The sequence below is a fragment of the Sphingobacterium sp. genome (assembly GCF_032065005.1).
GTDB lineage: Bacteria > Bacteroidota > Bacteroidia > Sphingobacteriales > Sphingobacteriaceae > Sphingobacterium.
The window spans coordinates 87,766-106,541 of sequence record NZ_DAMBMM010000007.1 but is presented as its reverse complement, the minus strand read 5'-3'; the positions used below and the strand labels follow the sequence as shown (position 1 = coordinate 106,541).

The following is an 18,776-nucleotide window of genomic DNA, read 5'->3' as shown; positions in this document are numbered from 1 at the left end:
TACAGTATTTTTGTTGACTTCTGCCCTATTCCTAGATTATTTTAAAATAATTCGCTAATTATTATTGTATTTCCCAAAAGAAATATAGATATTTGCACACTCGTTTCTGAGGAACGATAATTGAATTAGAACAACAATAAAAAATCGAATATCATGTCAAGAATTTGTGATTTAACAGGCAAGACGGCATTAAAGGGAAATAACGTATCACACTCGAACGTTAAGACTAAGCGTAAATTCTATCCTAATTTACAGACCAAGCGTTTTTATATTCCAGAAGAAAATCGTTGGATTACTTTAAAAGTATCTACTTCGGCTATTAAAACCATCAACAAAAACGGTATTACAGCATCTATCGACAAGTTTATTAAAAGAGGTCATATTTAATAGATAGTAGCCTGTTATATCAGCAGAAAATAGAATCATGAAATTCACCCGTGAGGGTATAAATAAAGTAAGGCAATGGCAAAAAAAGGAAATAGAGTACAAGTTATCTTAGAATGTACTGAGCACAAAGAAAGTGGTCTTCCAGGAATGTCTCGTTACATTACCACTAAGAACAAAAAGAACACAACTGAGCGTTTAGAGTTGAAAAAATTCAACCCAGTATTGAGAAAAGTAACAGTTCACAAAGAAATTAAGTAATTAACGGATTGGATCTTTAGGGTCCATATTAAAAATATAATACCATGGCAAAGAAAGCAGTTGCATCATTACAAAAAGGTGGTGGTAAAGAATTTACCAAAGTAATTATCACTACAAAATCTGCAAAAACTGGCGCTTATACTTTCAAAGAAAGTATGGTACACAATGACAAAGTAAAAGAGGTTGTTGCTGCGGCTTCTAAATAAGCAGTTAGATATTCCTTTTTTTAAAGTTTTTCTTTAAAAATCTTATAATTAGCCGTTTTGGGAGCACCAAAAGGGCTTTTTTAGTATCCTGTATTTAAGTATCTTTGATACGATTCAGATCCTTTATCTATAACACATCCATCATGGGATTATTTGATTTTTTTAAAAAGAAGCAAGAGACACCTGAAGCTCAAGAGGCTTTGGACAAAGGTTTAGAGAAGACCAAGGAAGGTTTTTTCTCCAAGATTACGAAAGCAGTAGTAGGAAAGTCTACCATTGATGACGAAGTGTTGGATAATCTGGAGGAGGTTCTGGTAACATCTGATGTGGGCGTGACGACCACCCTGAAGATTGTAGAACGGATTCAAAAACGTGCTGCACAGGATAAATATGTCACTACCGATGACCTGAACCGTCTGTTGAAAGACGAAATCCAAGGTTTATTGGCTGAGAACAACAGTAATGACTTTGAATCATTTGAATATGGCAACCAAAAGCCATATGTGATTATGGTCGTTGGAGTGAATGGGGTAGGAAAGACCACAACCATCGGTAAGCTGGCTCATCAGTTGAAGGAAGCAGGTAACAAGGTTGTGCTTGGTGCTGCTGATACCTTCAGGGCCGCTGCTGTAGATCAAATCCAATTATGGGGTGATCGGGTTGGGGTGCGTGTCGTTGCACAACCCATGGGATCGGATCCTGCATCGGTTGCTTTTGATACCGTAAAGTCAGCCGTTGCGAATGGCGACGATGTGGCCATCATTGATACAGCAGGTAGACTTCATAATAAAGTAGGCTTGATGAACGAATTGACCAAGATTAAAAATGTGATGCAAAAGGTTATCCCTGATGCTCCTCACGAGATTTTGTTGGTTTTGGATGCTTCTACAGGTCAAAATGCCATTGAGCAAGCAACGCAGTTTACTCAAGCTACCGACGTGAATGCCTTGGCTTTGACAAAATTGGACGGTACTGCCAAAGGTGGTGTTGTCATAGGGATCTCGGATCAGTTTAAAATTCCGGTTAAATACATTGGAGTGGGAGAGAAGATCGGTGATTTGCAGTTATTTAACAAAAAAGAATTTGTAGACTCACTATTCAAGTAGGCTACAGCGTAATATGAAAACGAAACAATCAAAAACAGCGCCTGTACAGGCTAAACCACGTGTGAACGTGGTGACCCTAGGTTGCTCTAAAAACATACATGATAGCGAGGTGCTGATGGGCCAATTAAAGGGCAATCAGATGGAAGTGGTCCACGAAGCATCCAATATCCAAGCTAATGATATTGTGGTGATCAATACTTGTGGTTTTATTGATAATGCCAAACAAGAATCCATTGATACCATCCTTCAATTCTCTGAATTAAAAGACCAGGGAAAAGTAAATAAAGTTATTGTGACGGGTTGTTTATCAGAACGATACAAACCTGAATTGCAAACTGAAATCCCTAATGTTGATGCATTCTTTGGAACGAATGATCTTCCAGACCTTCTTTCCAGCATTGGTGCAGACTATAGACATGAATTGCTTGGCGAGCGTTTATTGACGACTCCTTCTCATTTTTCTTATTTCAAGATTGCTGAAGGCTGTAATAGACCTTGTTCATTCTGTGCAATCCCATTGATGCGCGGAAAGCATGTGTCCAAATCCATTGATGATCTGGTAAAAGAGGCTAAGTTCTTGGCTTCCAATGGTACCAAAGAGCTGATCTTGATCGCTCAGGACCTGACCTATTATGGGCTGGATATTTATGGAAAGCGTAATCTTTCCGACCTTTTGCGTCATTTATCGGATGTGGATGGGATTGATTGGATACGCTTGCAATATGCTTATCCTTCGGGGTTCCCGATGGATATTTTGGATGCCATGAACGAACGTTCCAATATCTGTAATTACCTGGATATGCCGTTGCAGCATATCTCAGACCGTATGCTAACCTCCATGCGTAGAGGGACTAGCAAACAAAAGCAGATCGACTTGGTCAATAAGATCCGTGATAAAGTTCCTGATATCGCCTTAAGAACGACATTGATCTGCGGTTACCCAGGAGAAACGGAAGAAGACTTCCAGGAAATGTTGGAATGGGTAGAGGAAACACGGTTTGATCGTTTAGGATGTTTTACTTATTCGCATGAAGAAAAAACGCATGCGCATAGCCTAGAGGACGATGTGCCGGAAGAGGTAAAACAGGATCGTGTGGATCAGATCATGGAAGTTCAGCAAGGAATTTCCTATGAAATCAATCAAGAAAAAGTTGGAAATACCTATAAAGTGTTGGTGGATAGGGTAGATGGCGATTATTTTATAGGCAGGACAGAATATGACTCCCCTGAGGTTGACAATGAGGTTGTATTGGAAGCAAAATCCAATTATGCCCGTATTGGTGACTTTGTTCAGGTGAAGGTTGACCGTGCTGAAGACTTTGACTTGTACGGAAATATTGTCAAATAACTATAACATTTGTGGCAAGTAGTCGGGCTTATTTTAAATTTTTGTATTTTGTATACTAAATGCCTATACATTTGTAAAAGTTTAAAAGAGGTAGATGAAAGCCACATATATTGATTACAACGACACTAATAGTTTCTCCAAAACCTTAATTGCCTATCTAAACCATAATGAGCAGCTTGCTCCATTTTATGGGAACAAACCTGATATAGCAGGTTTTAAGGATCAAATAGGCAAAAAGAAAGGCTTTGCTCATCGGGAATTATTAACTAAAATATTAACTGATCAATATGGAGACCTGCTGTCTTCCTCTCCGGAAGTGGCGCAGAACATTATCCGATTAAAGGATGATAACACCTATACAGTTACTACTGGCCATCAATTAAACATATTTACCGGACCTTTATACTTTATTTTCAAGATCGTGACGGCCATCAAGTTGGCCCAAGATTTAAAGAAGGAATTCCCTGATCAGGAGTTTGTACCGGTGTATTGGATGGCAACAGAAGACCATGATTTCGAGGAAATTAACCATACCAAGGCTTTTGGCAAAAAGGTCCTTTGGGATGTAGAATCGTACTCAGCGACCGGTCGTTTGGACACTTCCAGCATAGCTGATACCGTTAAACAATACTGCAATACCTTTGGGCTTTCTGATAATGCGACGGAGCTGACGGAGCTTGTAGAAGAGGCCTATCTGAAAGGATTGAGCCTCGCTGATGCTACGAGAACTTTCGTGAATTCCCTGTTTAAGCAATATGGATTGATCATAATTGACGCGGACAGGAAAGAATTGAAGAAAATCTTTGCTCCGATCATGGAAGATGATATTCTGAAAGAAAAGAGCTTTAAGGCTATTGAAAAGACTTCTGAGCAATTGAAGGAAAAGGGTTTTGCTACTCAGGTCCATTCAAGGGAGATCAACTTTTTCTATCTAACGGATGAATACCGCGAAAGGATCGTCCGTACTGAAGATGGCAAGTTTGAGGTTTTGCATCAAGGGATCTATTTTACTGAAGAAGAGATCAAGAAGGAGATCCATGCGCATCCGGAAAGATTCAGTCCGAATGTGGTTATGCGTCCAATGTATGAGGAATTAATCCTTCCGAACCTGGCTTATATTGGGGGAGGTGCAGAGATAGTTTATTGGCTACAGCTTAAAGCTAATTTTGATCAGTATAAAGTTCCTTTTCCTATTTTGATTCCGCGTAACTCCGCATTGGTTACAGATGATCAAATGGCGGGGAAAATATTTAGGTTAGATTTTACTTTTAAGAGCATATTCAAGCCGTCGGAGACCTTGAAGAAGGATTATGTGAAGCGAATTACCAAACATAGGTTGAATCTGCAAGATGAATGGATGGAATTCAATGCTATCTTTGGAAAGATCAAGCTGAGGGCACATAAGATTGATCCGAGTCTAGGGCCAAGCACCGATGCGGTCAAAGCCCGATTGAAAAAGGCAGTCAATAACTTAGAAAAGAAGCTGTTGAAGGCCGAGAAACGGAATCATCAGGATGCCTTGATACAGATTGATCGGATCAAGGAAAAGCTCTTCCCTGGAGGTGCGCTGCAGGAAAGGACCGACAACTTTGCTGAACTTTACCTGAAACATGGCAAGGAATTCATTCCCGACTTGGTAAAAAGTTTTAACCCATTAGACTTTAAATTCACTATACTTTATTAATATGGAAATGGAAGAGTTATTGAAGAGTAATTTCTATAAATACTATACAGAAAAAGCTTTTTTGACTGAGAGTGATTTCGAACAGCTTCTTCCTTTTTTTGAGTTTAGGGAACTTTCGCACAATCAATATATTCTGAGGGCAGGCGAGGTTTGCAAGCATTTTCTGTTTGTTGAGGAGGGATTACTGCAGTTTTTGTCCTTGGATGAGAAAGGCGTAGAACACATCCTTCAGTTTGCACCAGAAAATTGGTTGATGGGTGATCGGTCCAGTGTTTACTTTGATGAGCCTTCCTTGTATTATATCAAGGCCATTGAGCCCAGCAAGGTCGTTTTCTTGCATCCAAAGTTCTTTTCGGAAGCAGCAAAATTACGTCTTGAATTCGCGATGTTTACCGAAAGGTCCCTGCAAAGAAGTGTTTATTATTTACAGCGTAGGATCAATTCCCTATTGGCGATGACCGCAAAAGAACGCTATCTGGAGTTTATCGAGCTTTATCCAAACCTCTTGCTTCGCGTGCCGCAATGGATGATCGCATCTTATCTGGGGATTACTCCGGAGAGTTTGAGTAGGGTAAGAAGAGAGATAGCAAAGGATAGTTTTTAATAGCTGAGGTTAAAAAACCTCAGCCATCATACATCTGGCGCTGCCACCACCATATTTTTCAATACTAAATAAAGGAGCATGGGCAATCCTTCCGTGCTTCTCCAGGGCTTCAATCTGTTCCTCTTGAAAGGATTCGAATGCCTGCGAACTCATGCAGATTACTGGATCTCCATCAATGTTCCTGACTTCCAAGATATTTCCTGCAAAATGGTTCATTTGATCTTCGCTGATCTCAATGATCTCCTTACCAGTGTTTTTTAAGGTAGAAACGACCAGCTCTCTTTCTTCAGGATTCCTGATTACCTCCAAACAGATCACGCTGAAGTTTGTCCCTACGGACATCATCACATTGCTATGGTAAATGGGCAGATAAGCCTCACCAACCTGTTGGGTGGAATGGAAAACCAATGGGGTATAGCCTTGATCTTTGCAGAAAATATGAAATAGTTCCTCATTTGCGCGATCCGACAGGGAGCAATAGGCAATTTTGTTGACCCTATCCAAGATCATGGATCCCGTGCCTTCCAGGAACTTGTTCTGGTCTTCATAGGTGCTGTAGTCTTGGACCGTCTCGTAGTGTGTTCCGGCCTGGTCCAGCTTTCCTAAATAGTTCAATTGCCTTTCATTTCTCCTGTTTTCAGCAAACATGGGATAGATAATGCTCTTATTGACATGGAAGGAGATCACATTATTGGGGAATATACTGTCCGGGGTATCCAATTTACCCGGATCCTGAACCACAAAAACCTTGATTCCCGCATTTTTAAGGACCTTGACAAAGTTGTCAAACTCGGTAATGGCCAGGTCGGAAAGCCTGTCGTTCCGTTCATTTTTTGCTTGGAAGAAGTTATTGACAGCCGTTTCTTCGTTTCTTCGGAAGTAGAACGGTCTGACCATTAGGATTGTATTGGTGGTTTGCATGGTTATTTTCTGATTAAAGGTAGGGTAGAGCAGCGTAGGAGCCCTTCTTGCTTCCCGATTTCATGATAAGGGATTTCTTCTACAATGAAGTTTTGATCCCTTAGCCAATTGTTCAGCCTGGTAAATCTTTCCTCCGTAACAACGACCGTAGGAGAGATGGAAAACACATTAGAATACATCTGGTACATTTCATCTGCTGTAATCTGGAATACATTCTCTTCAGAGAATAAGGACAGCAGAAATTGGAAATCCTTTTGGTTCCGGAAGCCTCCAGGGTATATGATTGCCTTGTTTTCTCCTACCGGTTGAAAGCAACAATCCAAGTGTAAGGCATTAGACCTAGGGTCTGTCATGGATTTAATCAGGTCAAAACCCATCACGGTCTTGTTGGGGAATTTTTCCTTTAGGAATTCAACTCCTTGCAGGTTTGTTCTTGCTGTATTGATCTCTGAATAATCCGGACCAGTATAGGTTCCTATAAAAATATAGTCCTTCCAGAGGATGACATCACCACCTTCCATGTGAATATGGTCAGGTGCGGTAATGAGCTTGTCAGGATCGATCTGGTCGATGATGTACAAGATGGCTTCCCATTCTTCTGCTCTATCAGGAAGGATATTGGACTTTACGAAGTAATCGTCAATAACAAAACCTATATCTCTGGTAAAGATTTGATTAAGGTTGGGGATTGTTTCCGGACGATAGACTTCAACAGCATATTTTTTGAGAACTTGCTGGAACTGCTCAAGTTCATGAACCATGTCTGGTTCGGTGGGGTAAGTACCTGCGAGGATATGTTCCAGTGACTTGGGGTCGTAAGCTTCTTCGGCTGTTGGGGTGGGGCCGTTATCATTGGCAATCCCCAGTATTACAGCGGTCAAGCGGTCGGATTCATTCCTCACGTTTAATTTAAGCATATAATTTATTAATTGATTTAGGCCTAAATTAGTAAAGATTCCCATCTTAAAAATACCTGCGAAAATTATTGTAAATATTTAACAGCAAGTGCTTTAATGGTGGAATTAAAGTATTAAAGGAGGGGTGTTCAATGCAGAAAATGGAATGTTTTTGAGGTTTGTTTGCAGTTTTTTTAATAGGTGTGTCACATTATCCCGAAAGCAGCATATCCTAATAGGGAAATTGATTTAGGTCTTTTAAAGCAAAAGGACCGAAAGACTGTTACATTGATAAAATATTAACGCTATTGTTGTTTGGAATTTAAAGAAATGTGCAATCGATTGATGTGTTAATAAAAGTTTTTCGAGCAGGTCGACTCCTTAAAATTACCTATAAAAAGCGTATCTTTGCACATCTAAATTTTTACAGAGAAATCCTGTTGAAATATTTTGGATAACAGATAGTTAATCAGTCTCAAAAGTTACAATTAATACTTAAAATGAGTAACATATTTTACCAAGAAAAATTTGAGGATCGCCATAATGGTCCAAGTTCTGCGCAAGTAGAGGAAATGTTGAACGTGCTTTCAGTAGGTTCTTTGGATGAATTGATCGATCAGACCGTTCCTGCACAGATTCGTAAGAAACAAGCTTTGAACCTTCCTTCTGCACTTAGTGAGGTTGCGTATTTGGAAAAAATAGCTCAAATAGCTGAAAAGAACAAGGTATTCAAATCTTATATCGGTCAGGGATATAATGATGTGATCCTTCCGGGAGTTATTCAACGTAATGTTTTTGAAAATCCAGGATGGTATACTCAATATACGCCTTACCAAGCGGAAATCGCTCAGGGACGTTTGCAAGCGTTATTGAACTTCCAAACCATGGTATCTGACCTTACTGGTTTAGAGATTGCCAATGCTTCGCTTCTGGATGAGGCTACTGCTGCAGCTGAAGGTATGTTCATGTTGTACAGCACACGTAAAAACAAGGATGCAAATGTTTTCTTGGTGACTCCAAATGTATATCCTCAAACCTTGGATGTACTGCAAACAAGAGCCGTTCCTTTCGGTGTTGAGATCAGGGTTGCAGATTTAACTGTAGAGAACCTAACGGACGATGTGTTTGCCACATACATCCAATATCCAGCAGCTGATGGTACGGTAAATGATTATAAAGAATTTTCTGCTTATGCCCACGATAAAGACATCACGGTATGCGTAGGTACAGACTTAATGTCATTGGCATTGTTGACTCCTCCGGGAGAATGGGGTGCTGATGTCGTTGTAGGTAACTCGCAACGTTTTGGTGTACCAATGGGATTCGGTGGCCCTCATGCTGCTTTCTTCGCAACGAAGGATACTTATAAACGTAACATTCCAGGAAGAATCATCGGTGTTACTTCTGATTCCAATGGTGAATATGCGTTGCGTATGGCTCTTCAGACCCGTGAACAACATATCCGTAGAGATAAAGCTTCTTCAAACATCTGTACAGCACAGGCGTTGTTGGCAATCATGGCTTCTTTCTACGCAGTTTACCACGGCCCGAAAGGAATCAAAAATATCGCTTCCCGCATCAATGACTTGACAAAATTAGCTGATCAAGCTATCCAAGCATTAGGCTACAAACAAGTTAACGAATCATACTTTGATACACTACGTTTTGATGTAGGCAAAGAAGTTGATGGCTTGAAGAGCGAAGCTTTGAACCATGAGCTAAACTTCTTCTACCAAGACGGTACAGTTGGTATCTCTATCGATGAGACCACTACTTTTGATGATATCCAAACCATCGTGAAAGTATTTGCTAAGGTAAAAGGCAAGCACATTACCGATGTTGACATGGACGGAATCGTTAAGGAATTAGGAACTTCTATTCCTGAACACTTGGAAAGATCTTCTGAGTACTTGACTCACCCAGTATTCAATAGCTATCACTCCGAAAGTGAAATGCTTCGTTATATCAAATCCTTGGAGGCAAAAGACCTATCATTGTGCCATTCCATGATTCCTTTGGGATCATGTACCATGAAATTGAACGCAACGACAGAAATGGTTCCAGTTACTTGGGCTAGATTCGGTGGATTGCACCCATTTGCTCCTGTTGACCAAACTTCAGGTTACATGCAATTGATCAATGAATTGAACGATTGGTTATGTGAAATCACAGGATTTGCCAAGATGTCTTTCCAACCAAACTCTGGTGCACAAGGTGAATACGCTGGATTAATGGTAATCCGTGCATACCACCACAGCCGTGGAGATTTCGATAGAAACATCTGTTTGATCCCTGCATCTGCACATGGTACCAACCCAGCATCTGCATCTATGGCAGGCTTGAAAGTGGTTGTCGTTAAATGTGACGATCGTGGTAATATCGATGTGGAAGATTTGAAAGCAAAAGCTACTGAACATGCAGCTCACTTGAACTCCTTGATGGTGACTTATCCATCGACTCACGGAGTATTTGAAGAGCCAATTGTTGAGATCTGTAATATCATCCATGAGAATGGTGGTCAAGTATATATGGACGGTGCAAATATGAACGCTCAGGTAGGCTTGACTAGCCCAGGCTTCATTGGAGCAGACGTTTGTCATTTGAACTTACACAAGACTTTCTGTATTCCTCACGGTGGTGGAGGTCCAGGTATGGGTCCAATCGGTGTAGCAGAACACTTAGTTCCATTCTTGCCTAACCATGAGATCATCGAGATCTCTGGAGAAGAAGGAATTTCAGCTGTTTCAGCGGCTCCATTCGGTTCAGCTTCTATCTTGGTCATCTCGCATGCTTACATCGCTATGATGGGCGGAGAAGGCCTTACAAACGCTACTAAGACGGCTATCTTGAATGCCAACTATATCAAAGCTCGCCTAGAGCAACATTACCCAGTATTATATGCTGGTGCCAATGGTCGTTGTGCACACGAGATGATCTTGGATTGCCGTGGATTTAAGAATGTTGGAATCGAAGTTGCTGACATCGCTAAGCGTTTGATGGACTATGGTTTCCACGCTCCAACAGTATCATTCCCAGTTGCTGGAACTTTGATGGTTGAGCCTACGGAATCAGAATCAAAACCAGAATTAGATAGGTTCTGTGATGCATTGATCGGTATCCGTGCCGAGATTGCTGCGGTTGAGAATGGAGAGGCAGATCAAAAAGACAACGTTCTGAAAAATGCGCCACATACCGCTAGAGTGGTTACAGGTGATGAGTGGGATAGACCATACTCTCGTCAGACTGCAGCTTACCCTATCGAATACTTAAGAGTAAACAAATTCTGGCCTTCAGTAGGTCGTGTGAATGATTCTCAAGGAGACAGAACATTAATCTGTTCATGCCCTCCGATGGAAGCATACGCAGAGATCTAAGAAGATCTGAAAATATTAAGAACCTGAAAGCCTTTGCTCTATATTGAGTAAAGGCTTTTCTATTTGCTGTGGAAAATGAGGTTAACCCCCTAAAACATGGCATTTCTGTTATGTTTTTACTATTTTAGGTTTTCAATTAAATCTGATTTTGATCATGAAACCCTACCTATCTCTATTATCGATCCTTGTATTATTCCTTTTAGGTACTCAATTTGCAGAAGCACAAAAGAAGCTGTTCCAATTTGGAGTGGAAAAGAGCTTTGACGAATCCATCTTAAACGCCAAAACCAAGGGCAAGGCTATCCAATGGATTGATGTCAATACCTCCGATACCACTTGGAAGGCGAAGGGAAACCTTCTACAGAACAGCGGTAATCCTATAGGTGTAGTACGTTCGGAGAAGATGTATGAGAACTTTATCATGCATGTCGAGTGGAGACATCTGGAGAAAGGCGGCAACTCCGGGATTTTTGTATGGTGCGATGCCAAGGCAGATCCGAAGAGCAGGCTTCCGATGGGAATGGAAGTGCAGATGTTGGAGTTGGACTGGGTAAATATCAATGCCGTAGATGGCAAACAACAGCCAATTGCCTATGTCCACGGTGAATTATTCGGAGCCGGAGGGATGACAGCATCACCAGACAACCCAAGGGGCGAAAGAAGTAAGTCTCTAGAAAACAGGTGCCTCGGAGTAGGAGAGTGGAATAAATACACCGTTGTCTGTGTGGACGGGACAGTGAAATTAGCGGTTAATGGTAAATTCGTAAACAGTATCAGACTTGCCTCCAAACGAAAAGGCTATCTTTGCTTAGAAGCTGAAGGGGCTAAAATGGAATTCAGGAACCTTCAGATTATTGAATTGGAACCAGGAATGGATCGCCCAGAGTTTGTGGTTGATCCCTTATAAGAGAATGTTTAACAAAAGGATATGATCAAGAAATACATTATTTATTTTTCGCTTGCTGCATTGGTAAGTTCTTGTGGCGGAGGGAAGTATGCCAGCACAGAAAAGATATATAAAAAGAAAGCCAAAGATTTCTCGGAACTTTATAAGGAAGCCCCTGTAAAAGGACAGGTAGAAAGGATTGCGGCCAACCATAAGGAATGGATTGCTTCAACCAATTTTGGTGTCCGCAAACCAAACTATGTGATGATTCATCACACTGCTCAAAAGGACCTGGACCAGACCGTCAGGACCTTCCATAATGAAAAGGTAGGCGTAAGTTCGCACTATGTCATCGGCAGGGACGGAAAGATTGTTCAGATGGTCAACGACCTGTACCGTGCGCACCATGCCGGTTTGGGAAGATGGGGTAATGACACTGACCTGAACTCCTCTTCCATCGGTATCGAATTGGATAATAACGGTATCAGTGACCCATGGCCAGTAGTGCAGATCAACGCCTTGGTCCAATTGCTTTCCTACCTAAAGGAAACCTATAAAATCCCACAGGCAAACTTTATCGGACATATGGACTATGCCCCAACCAGAAAGAACGACCCTTCAAGGTTCCCATGGAAGGTATTGGCAGATAAAGGATTTGGATATTGGTATGATGATGTCTTGGAAGATCCTCCAATGGGCTTCGACCCTAAGATTGCATTAAGGATCATTGGTTATGATGTGAAGAACCTAGATGCCGCTATCAAAGGATTTAAGCAGCACTATACCCAGATGGATGTCACTAGCGCCAACCTCACTGAACACGACCTCAAGATCCTTTATTCGATCTTTAAGAAGTTTTTATAGTAGTATTTAGTACCTAGTATTTAGAATTTAGTATCTAGTATTTAGTATTTAGTATTTAGACATGTAGGACGCCCTAGGTCTAAATACTAAATACTTTCTACTAAATACTCAAAAGAAAAGGACGCCCTAGGTCTAAATACTAAATACTTACTACTAAATACTATTTAAACAGTTTTAACGAATTTCTCATCGTAGTTCTCGATATCAACGATGTATCTGTTGTTGATCAAGAAATCAAACAATGGTTTTGCTTCTGGAGAAACAGGAAGGTTCTTCGTTGTAACGATTTTCTCTGATTTTTTATCCAAATAAGGGTAAGCATAAAGCTTAACGTTCTTGCTGAACATACCTGAGATATAGCTCAACAGCTCATTGGTATAGTTTTCCTTATTGTAATTATCCGAATTGAAGATGTTTTTCAAGTTGGAAACGTTGGTTGCAATACCTACATGTTTCGGCTTGAAAGTCTGAACGAATTCAGCCAAATGGTTATTCCTTCTGAAGTTGGAAACCAGGATATTGTTACCTGTAGAACATAGGTATTCCGCACGTTCAGCGAAGTAGATCAGATCCTCATCTGAAATCACGCTGTTTTCATCCAGCACATTCCCCATCAATACCTCAATCAGCACGACGGTATTCTCTGGAACCGCCTTCGTGTTCTTCAAGAACTCTTCAACGGCCAGGTTAAACAGGTCAAAGTTCGGATTTGACTTTTGACGATACTTCGTACGTAGGATAATGATGTTCTTTTTATAAAGATAATCTTTGATTTGGGCAGCCTTTCCATCTGGTTTGAAGATCGCTGCTTTTGAGAAACCTTTTGCGATCAGGTATAGGTTCAACAAGCGCTCATTTGCATTCGCGAAAAGAGGTCCTGAAACCTTAACCAGGTCAATTTCTACCGAGCCTACAGATAGATTGTCCACTAGGGACTCAATCATCGTCTGCGGGTTCTCCGCATAGTAATAAGCGGCAAATACAAGGTTTACACCTAAAATACCAAGGACTTTGGTCTGCAATCTATTGTCACTGTCCAATAACCTGACATGGATGATGATATCGTTGGTCGGACCATCCACTTCATGTTGGAATCGGATTCCGATCCATCCATGAGGTTCATTGGTTTTCGTAAAATTCAATGTGGTTACTGTATCGGCAAAAGCAAAGAATTTTTTACTGCTGTATTTCTCACCCTGTAGGCGCTCCGTTAGGAGGCTATACTCATGGTCAAGCATTTTGGTCAGTCGGGTCCGGCTCACGTATCTTCCGGACTCTTCGATACCATAGATGGCATCGGAGAATGCCATATCGTATGCAGAGATGGTCTTTGCAATGGTTCCAGACGCTGCACCTGCTTCAAAGAAATTACGAGCGACTTCCTGTCCCGCGCCAATTTCTGCGAATGTACCATAAATATCAGCGTTAAGATTGATTTTAAGCGCTTTGCGCTTGGTTTCGTAAATTTCTCTTGCCATGCGGCAAAGGTACGAAAACAGCGTCAATAATTGTGTAAAGAGGTTGGTATAAAGAATAAAGTTAGGCGAGATTATAGCTCGCCTAACTTTTTCAATGTATAGAATAGGGCAGAGCTATGCAAAGCCTGTCCGATTTTATTATCAAAAAGGAATTGTTTTGCCTCTTCCAGGTCCATTAATACCACTTCAATATCTTCCGAAGGGTCTAGGTCCTGTTCCTGCACTTTCCTTCCACCGGTCAAGAGATAAGTATAGGTGATATTTCCCGAAGTCGCAGGATTGGCAAATAACTCGCAGACAAAGCTGATATCATCAAAAGCATAGCCCGTTTCTTCCAACAGCTCCCGCCTTGCGGCAATCTCAGGATCCTCGTTATCTTCAACCACGCCCGCTGGAAGCTCAACCATGATCCTGCCGGCACCATGACGGTACTGCTTGACGAATATAACCTGATTATCTTCCGTCAGAGCAACCATATTGACCCATGTAGGGTATTCCAGTACGTAGTATTCCTCTTTTATGTTGCCATTGGGCATCTCTAGCTTATCGACGCGTAGAGTGGCCCAAGGGCGTTGAATAATGTATTTCGAATCAATTGTTTTCCACTTCTCCATTAATCTTTCACTATATCAGCCATCATCAATCTCACTTTATCATCCAAACGGTTTGAAATCTGACCAAACTCAGAGGTAAACTCCAGATTCTCCCTTACCGAACAATAGAATTTAATCTTTGGCTCCGTTCCAGAAGGTCTGGCAGAAATAACATCGCCATCTTTGGTGATAAACTGAAGCACATCGGATTTAGGAAGATCAATTTTAGACTTCTTACCTGTCGCCATATCCGTCGCTTCTGAAGTTTCGTAATCCCTAACCTCAACCACCTCGATATCGCCCAATGTTTTTGGTAGGTCAGCACGTAGATCGGCCATCATCTGTTTGATTTCATCGGCTCCAGCCTTGCCTTTTTTAGTTAGGGAAATCAGCTTCTCCTTGTAATAGCCATAGTCCAAATAAAGCTTCAACAGGACATCGTACAAGGATTTACCCTGACTTTTGAAATAGGCAGCCATCTCCGAGATAAAGGCACATGAGTTAACAGCATCCTTATCACGCACTAAATCTCCAACCAAGAAACCGTAGCTCTCTTCACCGCCCACTAGATAAGTTTCCTTGCCTTCCAGTTTCGTCATGACCTCTCCGATAAACTTAAAGCCCGTTAAGGTCTCATAGCTTTTCACATCAAATGCTTTCGCGATATCCGAGAATAGGTTCGAAGTAACGATGGTTTTTACGATATATTGGTTTGCCTTAAGCTGACCCAGGTCCTTCTTGGAAGAAAGCACATAATAGGTCAACAAGCTACCGATTTGGTTACCATTGATCAATTGGAATTCGCCTGATGGCAATTTGATCGCTACACCCACGCGGTCCGCATCTGGGTCTGTTGCCATAACCACATCTGCATCGATTTCCTGACCCATGGCCATAGCCTTCGACATCGCTTCTTCCTCCTCAGGGTTTGGATAAACTACCGTAGGGAAGTTACCGTCCGGTTTAGCTTGGTCCTCAACAACCTGAACATTCTTAAAACCCCATGCTTCCAACATCTTTGGAACGATGGTGATACCTGTTCCGTGGATTGGAGAATAAACGATCTTCAGGTCGCTCTGCTCCATAACGGCTTCAGGATGTAAGCTCAATTTCTTGTTCGCATCTATATAGAGTTGGTCAAAGTCTTCTCCCACCAAGTGGATATTCTTCTTAACGCCCTCAAACTTGATCTCTTTCACAGAAGAGATCGCATTCACCTCAGTGATTACATTTTTATCATGTGGAGCAACCAATTGTCCACCATCATTCCAATATGCCTTATATCCATTGTATTCCTTAGGATTGTGCGATGCGGTCAACATCACCCCACCTTGACATTTGAAATGGCGTACAGCAAAGGACAACATCGGTGTAGGTCTCAATTCCTTGAACAGATAGACCTGGAAGCCATTTGCTGAAAAAACATCGGCAACCAGCTGCCCAAATTCTTGCGAATTGTTTCGGCTATCATAGGATACCGCAACTTTGATTTCCTGATCTGGGAATTGCTTGATCAGGTAATTTGCCAAGCCTTGTGTCGCTTTTCCGATCGTATATTTGTTCATCCTATTGGATCCCACGCCCATTATGCCGCGCAGACCACCCGTACCGAATTCCAGTTCCTTATAGAACGAATCCAATAATTCCGTCTCTTCCTTGTTGTCGACCAATGCCTTTACTTTGGAAACGGTGTCCTTATCGTATTCATCCGTTTGCCATTGATTGATTCTTCCTTGTGTTTCTTTATCTAGAGTACCCATGTGGTTACATTTTTTAAGGTAAATATATTAGTGTAATTATTAATTAGGCATCGCAGTTGCCATAAGAACGGTCCAGTACAGTCACATACCAAGAGCCCTCAAACTGTTTAACATGGAAAACCAAAAAGTGTTCATCCGTCGGGTTTAAAATAACGCGATAACTGCCATCTTCCAATTTGGAAACCCTTTCCAAGGTCTTATCATCGTATTTAGCTCCATTGAATTCCCCTTGATACTTCATGATGGTATCCAGCAGATGCGTCACGCTGGTTGCGGTCGTATCGCTAGAGAAACCATATTTGGTCCATTTATCCGTATCACATAGAAATTCAGGCAATGCCTCAAAGGTCAAGGTCTTGTCGTTTTCAAAAGTAGTATAGGGATAGGATTCGGGAACAGGATTTTGAACATCAAAGCTGTCCACTAATTTGAAGTCATCCATCACCCCAGGACGATAGATAATGGCAAGTCCATGTTCAGGATGGATCAAGGCATTGACTTTTTCATTGTCTTGGCTGAGGTAGGCACGCACAAACCGCGTAATCACCTCCGAAATCTGTTGGATCTCCTCAGGTTGGTTCAGGCTTGCTCGGGTTACCGTGTCCTGATGGGCTGTTGCTGTTTTTGATGAGTTATTACAGGAACCTAATAGCACAATAAAGGCTAACAGTCCCACTGCGTAATTTTTGATCATGATTATTTGTTGTTTTTCCGGATAGTTTGCTCGATTGTATCCCACATTTCTGAAGGGATGGCCTCCATGCCATTCATCTGACCGGCTCCTTGTAGCCATTCTCCTCCATCTATGCTGATTATCTCGCCATTGATATAACCTGCAAAATCAGATATCAAGAAAGCTGCCAAGTTTGCCAATTCCTGATGTTCTCCAACACGTTTTAATGGAACTCGGTTCTTAAAGTCAAATTTCTGGGCCAATTCGCCAGGTAGAAGGCGATCCCAAGCCCCTTTTGTAGGAAAAGGTCCCGGAGCAATTGCATTATGACGGATGCCATATTTCCCCCATTCAACCGCCAAGGATTTGGTCAAGGTCACCACACCGCCTTTTGCAACGGCCGATGGTACCACATAGCCCGAACCTGTGAAGGCATAGGTCGTCACGATATTCAGTACGTTGGCAGCCTGTTTCCTTTCGATCCAGTGCTTGCCAAACTCCAAAGTACAGTTCACCGTACCTTTCAGGACGATATCGATAATGGTAGAAAAAGCATTTGCAGATAAACGCTCGGTTGGCGAGATAAAGTTCCCCGCGGCATTGTTCACCAATACATCAACCTGCCCGAAGATCTCGATGGCTTTCTCCCGTACAAGCTTGATCTCCTCCGTATTCCTGATATCACAGGCAACAGGTAATACGGGGTTTCCGGTCTTGGCCTGGATTTCTTTGGCAGTTTCTTCCAGAACATCCAGTTTACGGCTCGTGATGACCACATTGGCCCCCAATTCCGAAAAATAGACGGACATCGCCTTCCCCAATCCAGTTCCACCACCGGTTACTACCACTGTTTTACCTTTCAAGGCATCCTGCTGTAAAGCTCCTTGTACTGCCATATTTATGATTTTTTAGTGAGATTGTCGATTATTGCTTTCAAGATCGCCCTTGTGGACGGTGCCCACCAGCGCTCTAGGACCTGCTCAATGGCAGCCCCTTTGGTTTCTTTTACCTGTTGCAAGAGATGCTTGCGGATATTTAACTTTGAAGCCCTCCATGCATTGGGTTCAAACTGCAGGTACTGCTTGGCCTTCTTGGCTGCAGTCGTCTGGATGCGGTCAAAATTAACGACCTCATCAACCAAACCTGCGTTCAATGCCTCCTGCGGAGTCAATAGCTTGCCTTCCAATAAGAATCGCGCCGCATTACCTGAACCGATCCAAAAGGCATAAAGTTCAAAAATACTGCTAGGGACAATGATGCCTACTGGCACCTCATTCAAACCGATGATATATTCTCCAGCTGCCATTACACGGTAATCGGAGCAAAGGGCCAACACACAGCCACCTGCAGGACTATGTCCTGTAACCGCCGTGATAAAAGGCTTAGGGAAAGAGACCAGTTCTTCGATCAGGTCAATGAACTTTTCCCAAAAGGATTTCATCTGTGCCTCATCGTATTGAAAGAGCGTGATCAGGTCCAGACCTGAAGTAAAGAAACCTTCTTTACCTTGAAGGACAACAGCAAAAACGGATGGATCTTCCTTTAGGGATCTGAATGTAGTCGTGATTTCCTCGATCATTTCCAGATGCATGGCATTGGATTTTCCTCGATCTAATTGAATGTAACAGATGTTCTCTGATACTTGAGTATTTAAGAATGTACCCATATGAATTCCATTTGTTAAGTATGGAAATTTACGGAAAAATTAGACGTTTTGATAAAAAATTAGCGCTTATTA

At 41.8% G+C, this 18,776-nt stretch carries 18 protein-coding genes; 10 read left to right on the top strand and 8 right to left on the bottom strand.

The window, feature by feature from the left end; translation table 11 throughout:
- Positions 1-153: 153 nt before the first annotated feature.
- The 7 genes from rpmB to RT138_RS12405 all read left to right on the top strand — a co-directional run bounded on the left by rpmB (position 154) and on the right by RT138_RS12405 (position 5,593).
- Complete coding sequence (gene rpmB, locus RT138_RS12435; RefSeq protein WP_313190949.1) at positions 154-387, top strand: 50S ribosomal protein L28; 234 nt, start codon at positions 154-156, stop codon at positions 385-387.
- 75 nt (positions 388-462) lie between these two features.
- On the top strand, positions 463-645 hold the full coding sequence (rpmG, locus tag RT138_RS12430; protein WP_002998409.1) for a 50S ribosomal protein L33: 183 nt from the start codon (positions 463-465) through the stop codon (positions 643-645).
- 44 nt (positions 646-689) lie between these two features.
- Positions 690-851: a DUF4295 domain-containing protein gene (locus RT138_RS12425; RefSeq protein WP_093100020.1), complete on the top strand. Its 162-nt coding sequence runs from the start codon at positions 690-692 to the stop codon at positions 849-851.
- A gap of 143 nt (positions 852-994) precedes the next feature.
- Entirely contained in the window at positions 995-1,957 is a 963-nt protein-coding gene (gene ftsY / locus RT138_RS12420) for a signal recognition particle-docking protein FtsY (RefSeq protein ID WP_185212789.1), read from the top strand.
- Positions 1,958-1,970: 13 nt separating this feature from the next.
- Positions 1,971-3,305 carry a 30S ribosomal protein S12 methylthiotransferase RimO gene (gene rimO, locus RT138_RS12415; RefSeq protein ID WP_313190948.1) on the top strand — a complete coding sequence of 445 codons (1,335 nt, stop codon included), beginning with the start codon at positions 1,971-1,973 and terminating at the stop codon, positions 3,303-3,305.
- Between the two features lie 94 nt (positions 3,306-3,399).
- Complete coding sequence (gene bshC, locus RT138_RS12410) at positions 3,400-4,989, top strand: bacillithiol biosynthesis cysteine-adding enzyme BshC (protein ID WP_313190947.1); 1,590 nt, start codon at positions 3,400-3,402, stop codon at positions 4,987-4,989.
- Between the two features lie 7 nt (positions 4,990-4,996).
- On the top strand, positions 4,997-5,593 hold the full coding sequence (locus RT138_RS12405; protein ID WP_313190946.1) for a Crp/Fnr family transcriptional regulator: 597 nt from the start codon (positions 4,997-4,999) through the stop codon (positions 5,591-5,593).
- 9 nt (positions 5,594-5,602) lie between these two features.
- Here the strand turns inward: RT138_RS12405 and ctlX are convergent, their stop codons facing one another.
- Positions 5,603-6,514: a citrulline utilization hydrolase CtlX gene (gene ctlX, locus RT138_RS12400; protein ID WP_313190945.1), complete on the bottom strand. Its 912-nt coding sequence runs from the start codon at positions 6,512-6,514 to the stop codon at positions 5,603-5,605.
- A gap of 2 nt (positions 6,515-6,516) precedes the next feature.
- Positions 6,517-7,431 (bottom strand): arginine deiminase family protein, encoded by a 915-nt coding sequence (locus tag RT138_RS12395; RefSeq protein ID WP_313190944.1) that lies wholly within the window; start codon positions 7,429-7,431, stop codon positions 6,517-6,519.
- A 479-nt stretch (positions 7,432-7,910) separates the two neighbouring features.
- Between RT138_RS12395 and gcvP the strand changes: the two genes are divergently transcribed.
- From gcvP to RT138_RS12380, 3 genes are all read left to right on the top strand, one after another.
- On the top strand, positions 7,911-10,784 hold the full coding sequence (gcvP, locus tag RT138_RS12390) for an aminomethyl-transferring glycine dehydrogenase (protein WP_313190943.1): 2,874 nt from the start codon (positions 7,911-7,913) through the stop codon (positions 10,782-10,784).
- Positions 10,785-10,938: 154 nt separating this feature from the next.
- Complete coding sequence (locus RT138_RS12385) at positions 10,939-11,691, top strand: DUF1080 domain-containing protein (RefSeq protein WP_313190942.1); 753 nt, start codon at positions 10,939-10,941, stop codon at positions 11,689-11,691.
- Between the two features lie 21 nt (positions 11,692-11,712).
- Entirely contained in the window at positions 11,713-12,534 is an 822-nt protein-coding gene (locus tag RT138_RS12380; protein ID WP_313190941.1) for an N-acetylmuramoyl-L-alanine amidase, read from the top strand.
- A gap of 164 nt (positions 12,535-12,698) precedes the next feature.
- Here the strand turns inward: RT138_RS12380 and RT138_RS12375 are convergent, their stop codons facing one another.
- The 6 genes from RT138_RS12375 to RT138_RS12350 form a co-directional block, all read right to left on the bottom strand.
- A complete protein-coding gene (locus RT138_RS12375) occupies positions 12,699-14,012 on the bottom strand; it encodes a nicotinamide mononucleotide adenylyltransferase (protein ID WP_185212798.1) in 1,314 nt (437 codons plus the stop codon).
- 71 nt (positions 14,013-14,083) lie between these two features.
- On the bottom strand, positions 14,084-14,626 hold the full coding sequence (locus tag RT138_RS12370; protein WP_313190940.1) for an NUDIX hydrolase: 543 nt from the start codon (positions 14,624-14,626) through the stop codon (positions 14,084-14,086).
- Positions 14,626-16,365 carry a phospho-sugar mutase gene (locus RT138_RS12365; RefSeq protein WP_313190939.1) on the bottom strand — a complete coding sequence of 580 codons (1,740 nt, stop codon included), beginning with the start codon at positions 16,363-16,365 and terminating at the stop codon, positions 14,626-14,628. Before RT138_RS12365 ends, RT138_RS12370 begins: the two co-directional genes overlap by 1 nt.
- A gap of 43 nt (positions 16,366-16,408) precedes the next feature.
- On the bottom strand, positions 16,409-17,059 hold the full coding sequence (locus RT138_RS12360) for a hypothetical protein (protein ID WP_313190938.1): 651 nt from the start codon (positions 17,057-17,059) through the stop codon (positions 16,409-16,411).
- Positions 17,060-17,061: 2 nt separating this feature from the next.
- Positions 17,062-17,934: an SDR family oxidoreductase gene (locus RT138_RS12355; protein ID WP_185212802.1), complete on the bottom strand. Its 873-nt coding sequence runs from the start codon at positions 17,932-17,934 to the stop codon at positions 17,062-17,064.
- Between the two features lie 2 nt (positions 17,935-17,936).
- The gene (locus tag RT138_RS12350) at positions 17,937-18,704 is read right to left on the bottom strand and encodes an enoyl-CoA hydratase/isomerase family protein (RefSeq protein WP_313190937.1); all 768 of its coding nucleotides are present in this window, start codon (positions 18,702-18,704) and stop codon (positions 17,937-17,939) included.
- Positions 18,705-18,776: the final 72 nt, after the last annotated feature.

Bases quoted from the DNA above. Each gene is read 5' to 3' on its own strand.
- RT138_RS12395 (WP_313190944.1), bottom strand. From the start codon at position 7,431: ATGCTTAAATTAAACGTGAGGAATGAATCCGACCGCTTGACCGCTGTA.
- rpmG (WP_002998409.1), top strand. From the start codon at position 463: ATGGCAAAAAAAGGAAATAGAGTACAAGTTATCTTAGAATGTACTGAG.
- bshC (WP_313190947.1), top strand. From the start codon at position 3,400: ATGAAAGCCACATATATTGATTACAACGACACTAATAGTTTCTCCAAA.
- RT138_RS12375 (WP_185212798.1), bottom strand. From the start codon at position 14,012: ATGGCAAGAGAAATTTACGAAACCAAGCGCAAAGCGCTTAAAATCAAT.
- rpmB (WP_313190949.1), top strand. From the start codon at position 154: ATGTCAAGAATTTGTGATTTAACAGGCAAGACGGCATTAAAGGGAAAT.
- RT138_RS12350 (WP_313190937.1), bottom strand. From the start codon at position 18,704: ATGGGTACATTCTTAAATACTCAAGTATCAGAGAACATCTGTTACATT.
- RT138_RS12365 (WP_313190939.1), bottom strand. From the start codon at position 16,365: ATGGGTACTCTAGATAAAGAAACACAAGGAAGAATCAATCAATGGCAA.
- ftsY (WP_185212789.1), top strand. From the start codon at position 995: ATGGGATTATTTGATTTTTTTAAAAAGAAGCAAGAGACACCTGAAGCT.
- RT138_RS12405 (WP_313190946.1), top strand. From the start codon at position 4,997: ATGGAAGAGTTATTGAAGAGTAATTTCTATAAATACTATACAGAAAAA.
- RT138_RS12370 (WP_313190940.1), bottom strand. From the start codon at position 14,626: ATGGAGAAGTGGAAAACAATTGATTCGAAATACATTATTCAACGCCCT.
- RT138_RS12425 (WP_093100020.1), top strand. From the start codon at position 690: ATGGCAAAGAAAGCAGTTGCATCATTACAAAAAGGTGGTGGTAAAGAA.
- RT138_RS12385 (WP_313190942.1), top strand. From the start codon at position 10,939: ATGAAACCCTACCTATCTCTATTATCGATCCTTGTATTATTCCTTTTA.
- rimO (WP_313190948.1), top strand. From the start codon at position 1,971: ATGAAAACGAAACAATCAAAAACAGCGCCTGTACAGGCTAAACCACGT.
- RT138_RS12355 (WP_185212802.1), bottom strand. From the start codon at position 17,934: ATGGCAGTACAAGGAGCTTTACAGCAGGATGCCTTGAAAGGTAAAACA.
- RT138_RS12380 (WP_313190941.1), top strand. From the start codon at position 11,713: ATGATCAAGAAATACATTATTTATTTTTCGCTTGCTGCATTGGTAAGT.
- gcvP (WP_313190943.1), top strand. From the start codon at position 7,911: ATGAGTAACATATTTTACCAAGAAAAATTTGAGGATCGCCATAATGGT.
- RT138_RS12360 (WP_313190938.1), bottom strand. From the start codon at position 17,059: ATGATCAAAAATTACGCAGTGGGACTGTTAGCCTTTATTGTGCTATTA.
- ctlX (WP_313190945.1), bottom strand. From the start codon at position 6,514: ATGCAAACCACCAATACAATCCTAATGGTCAGACCGTTCTACTTCCGA.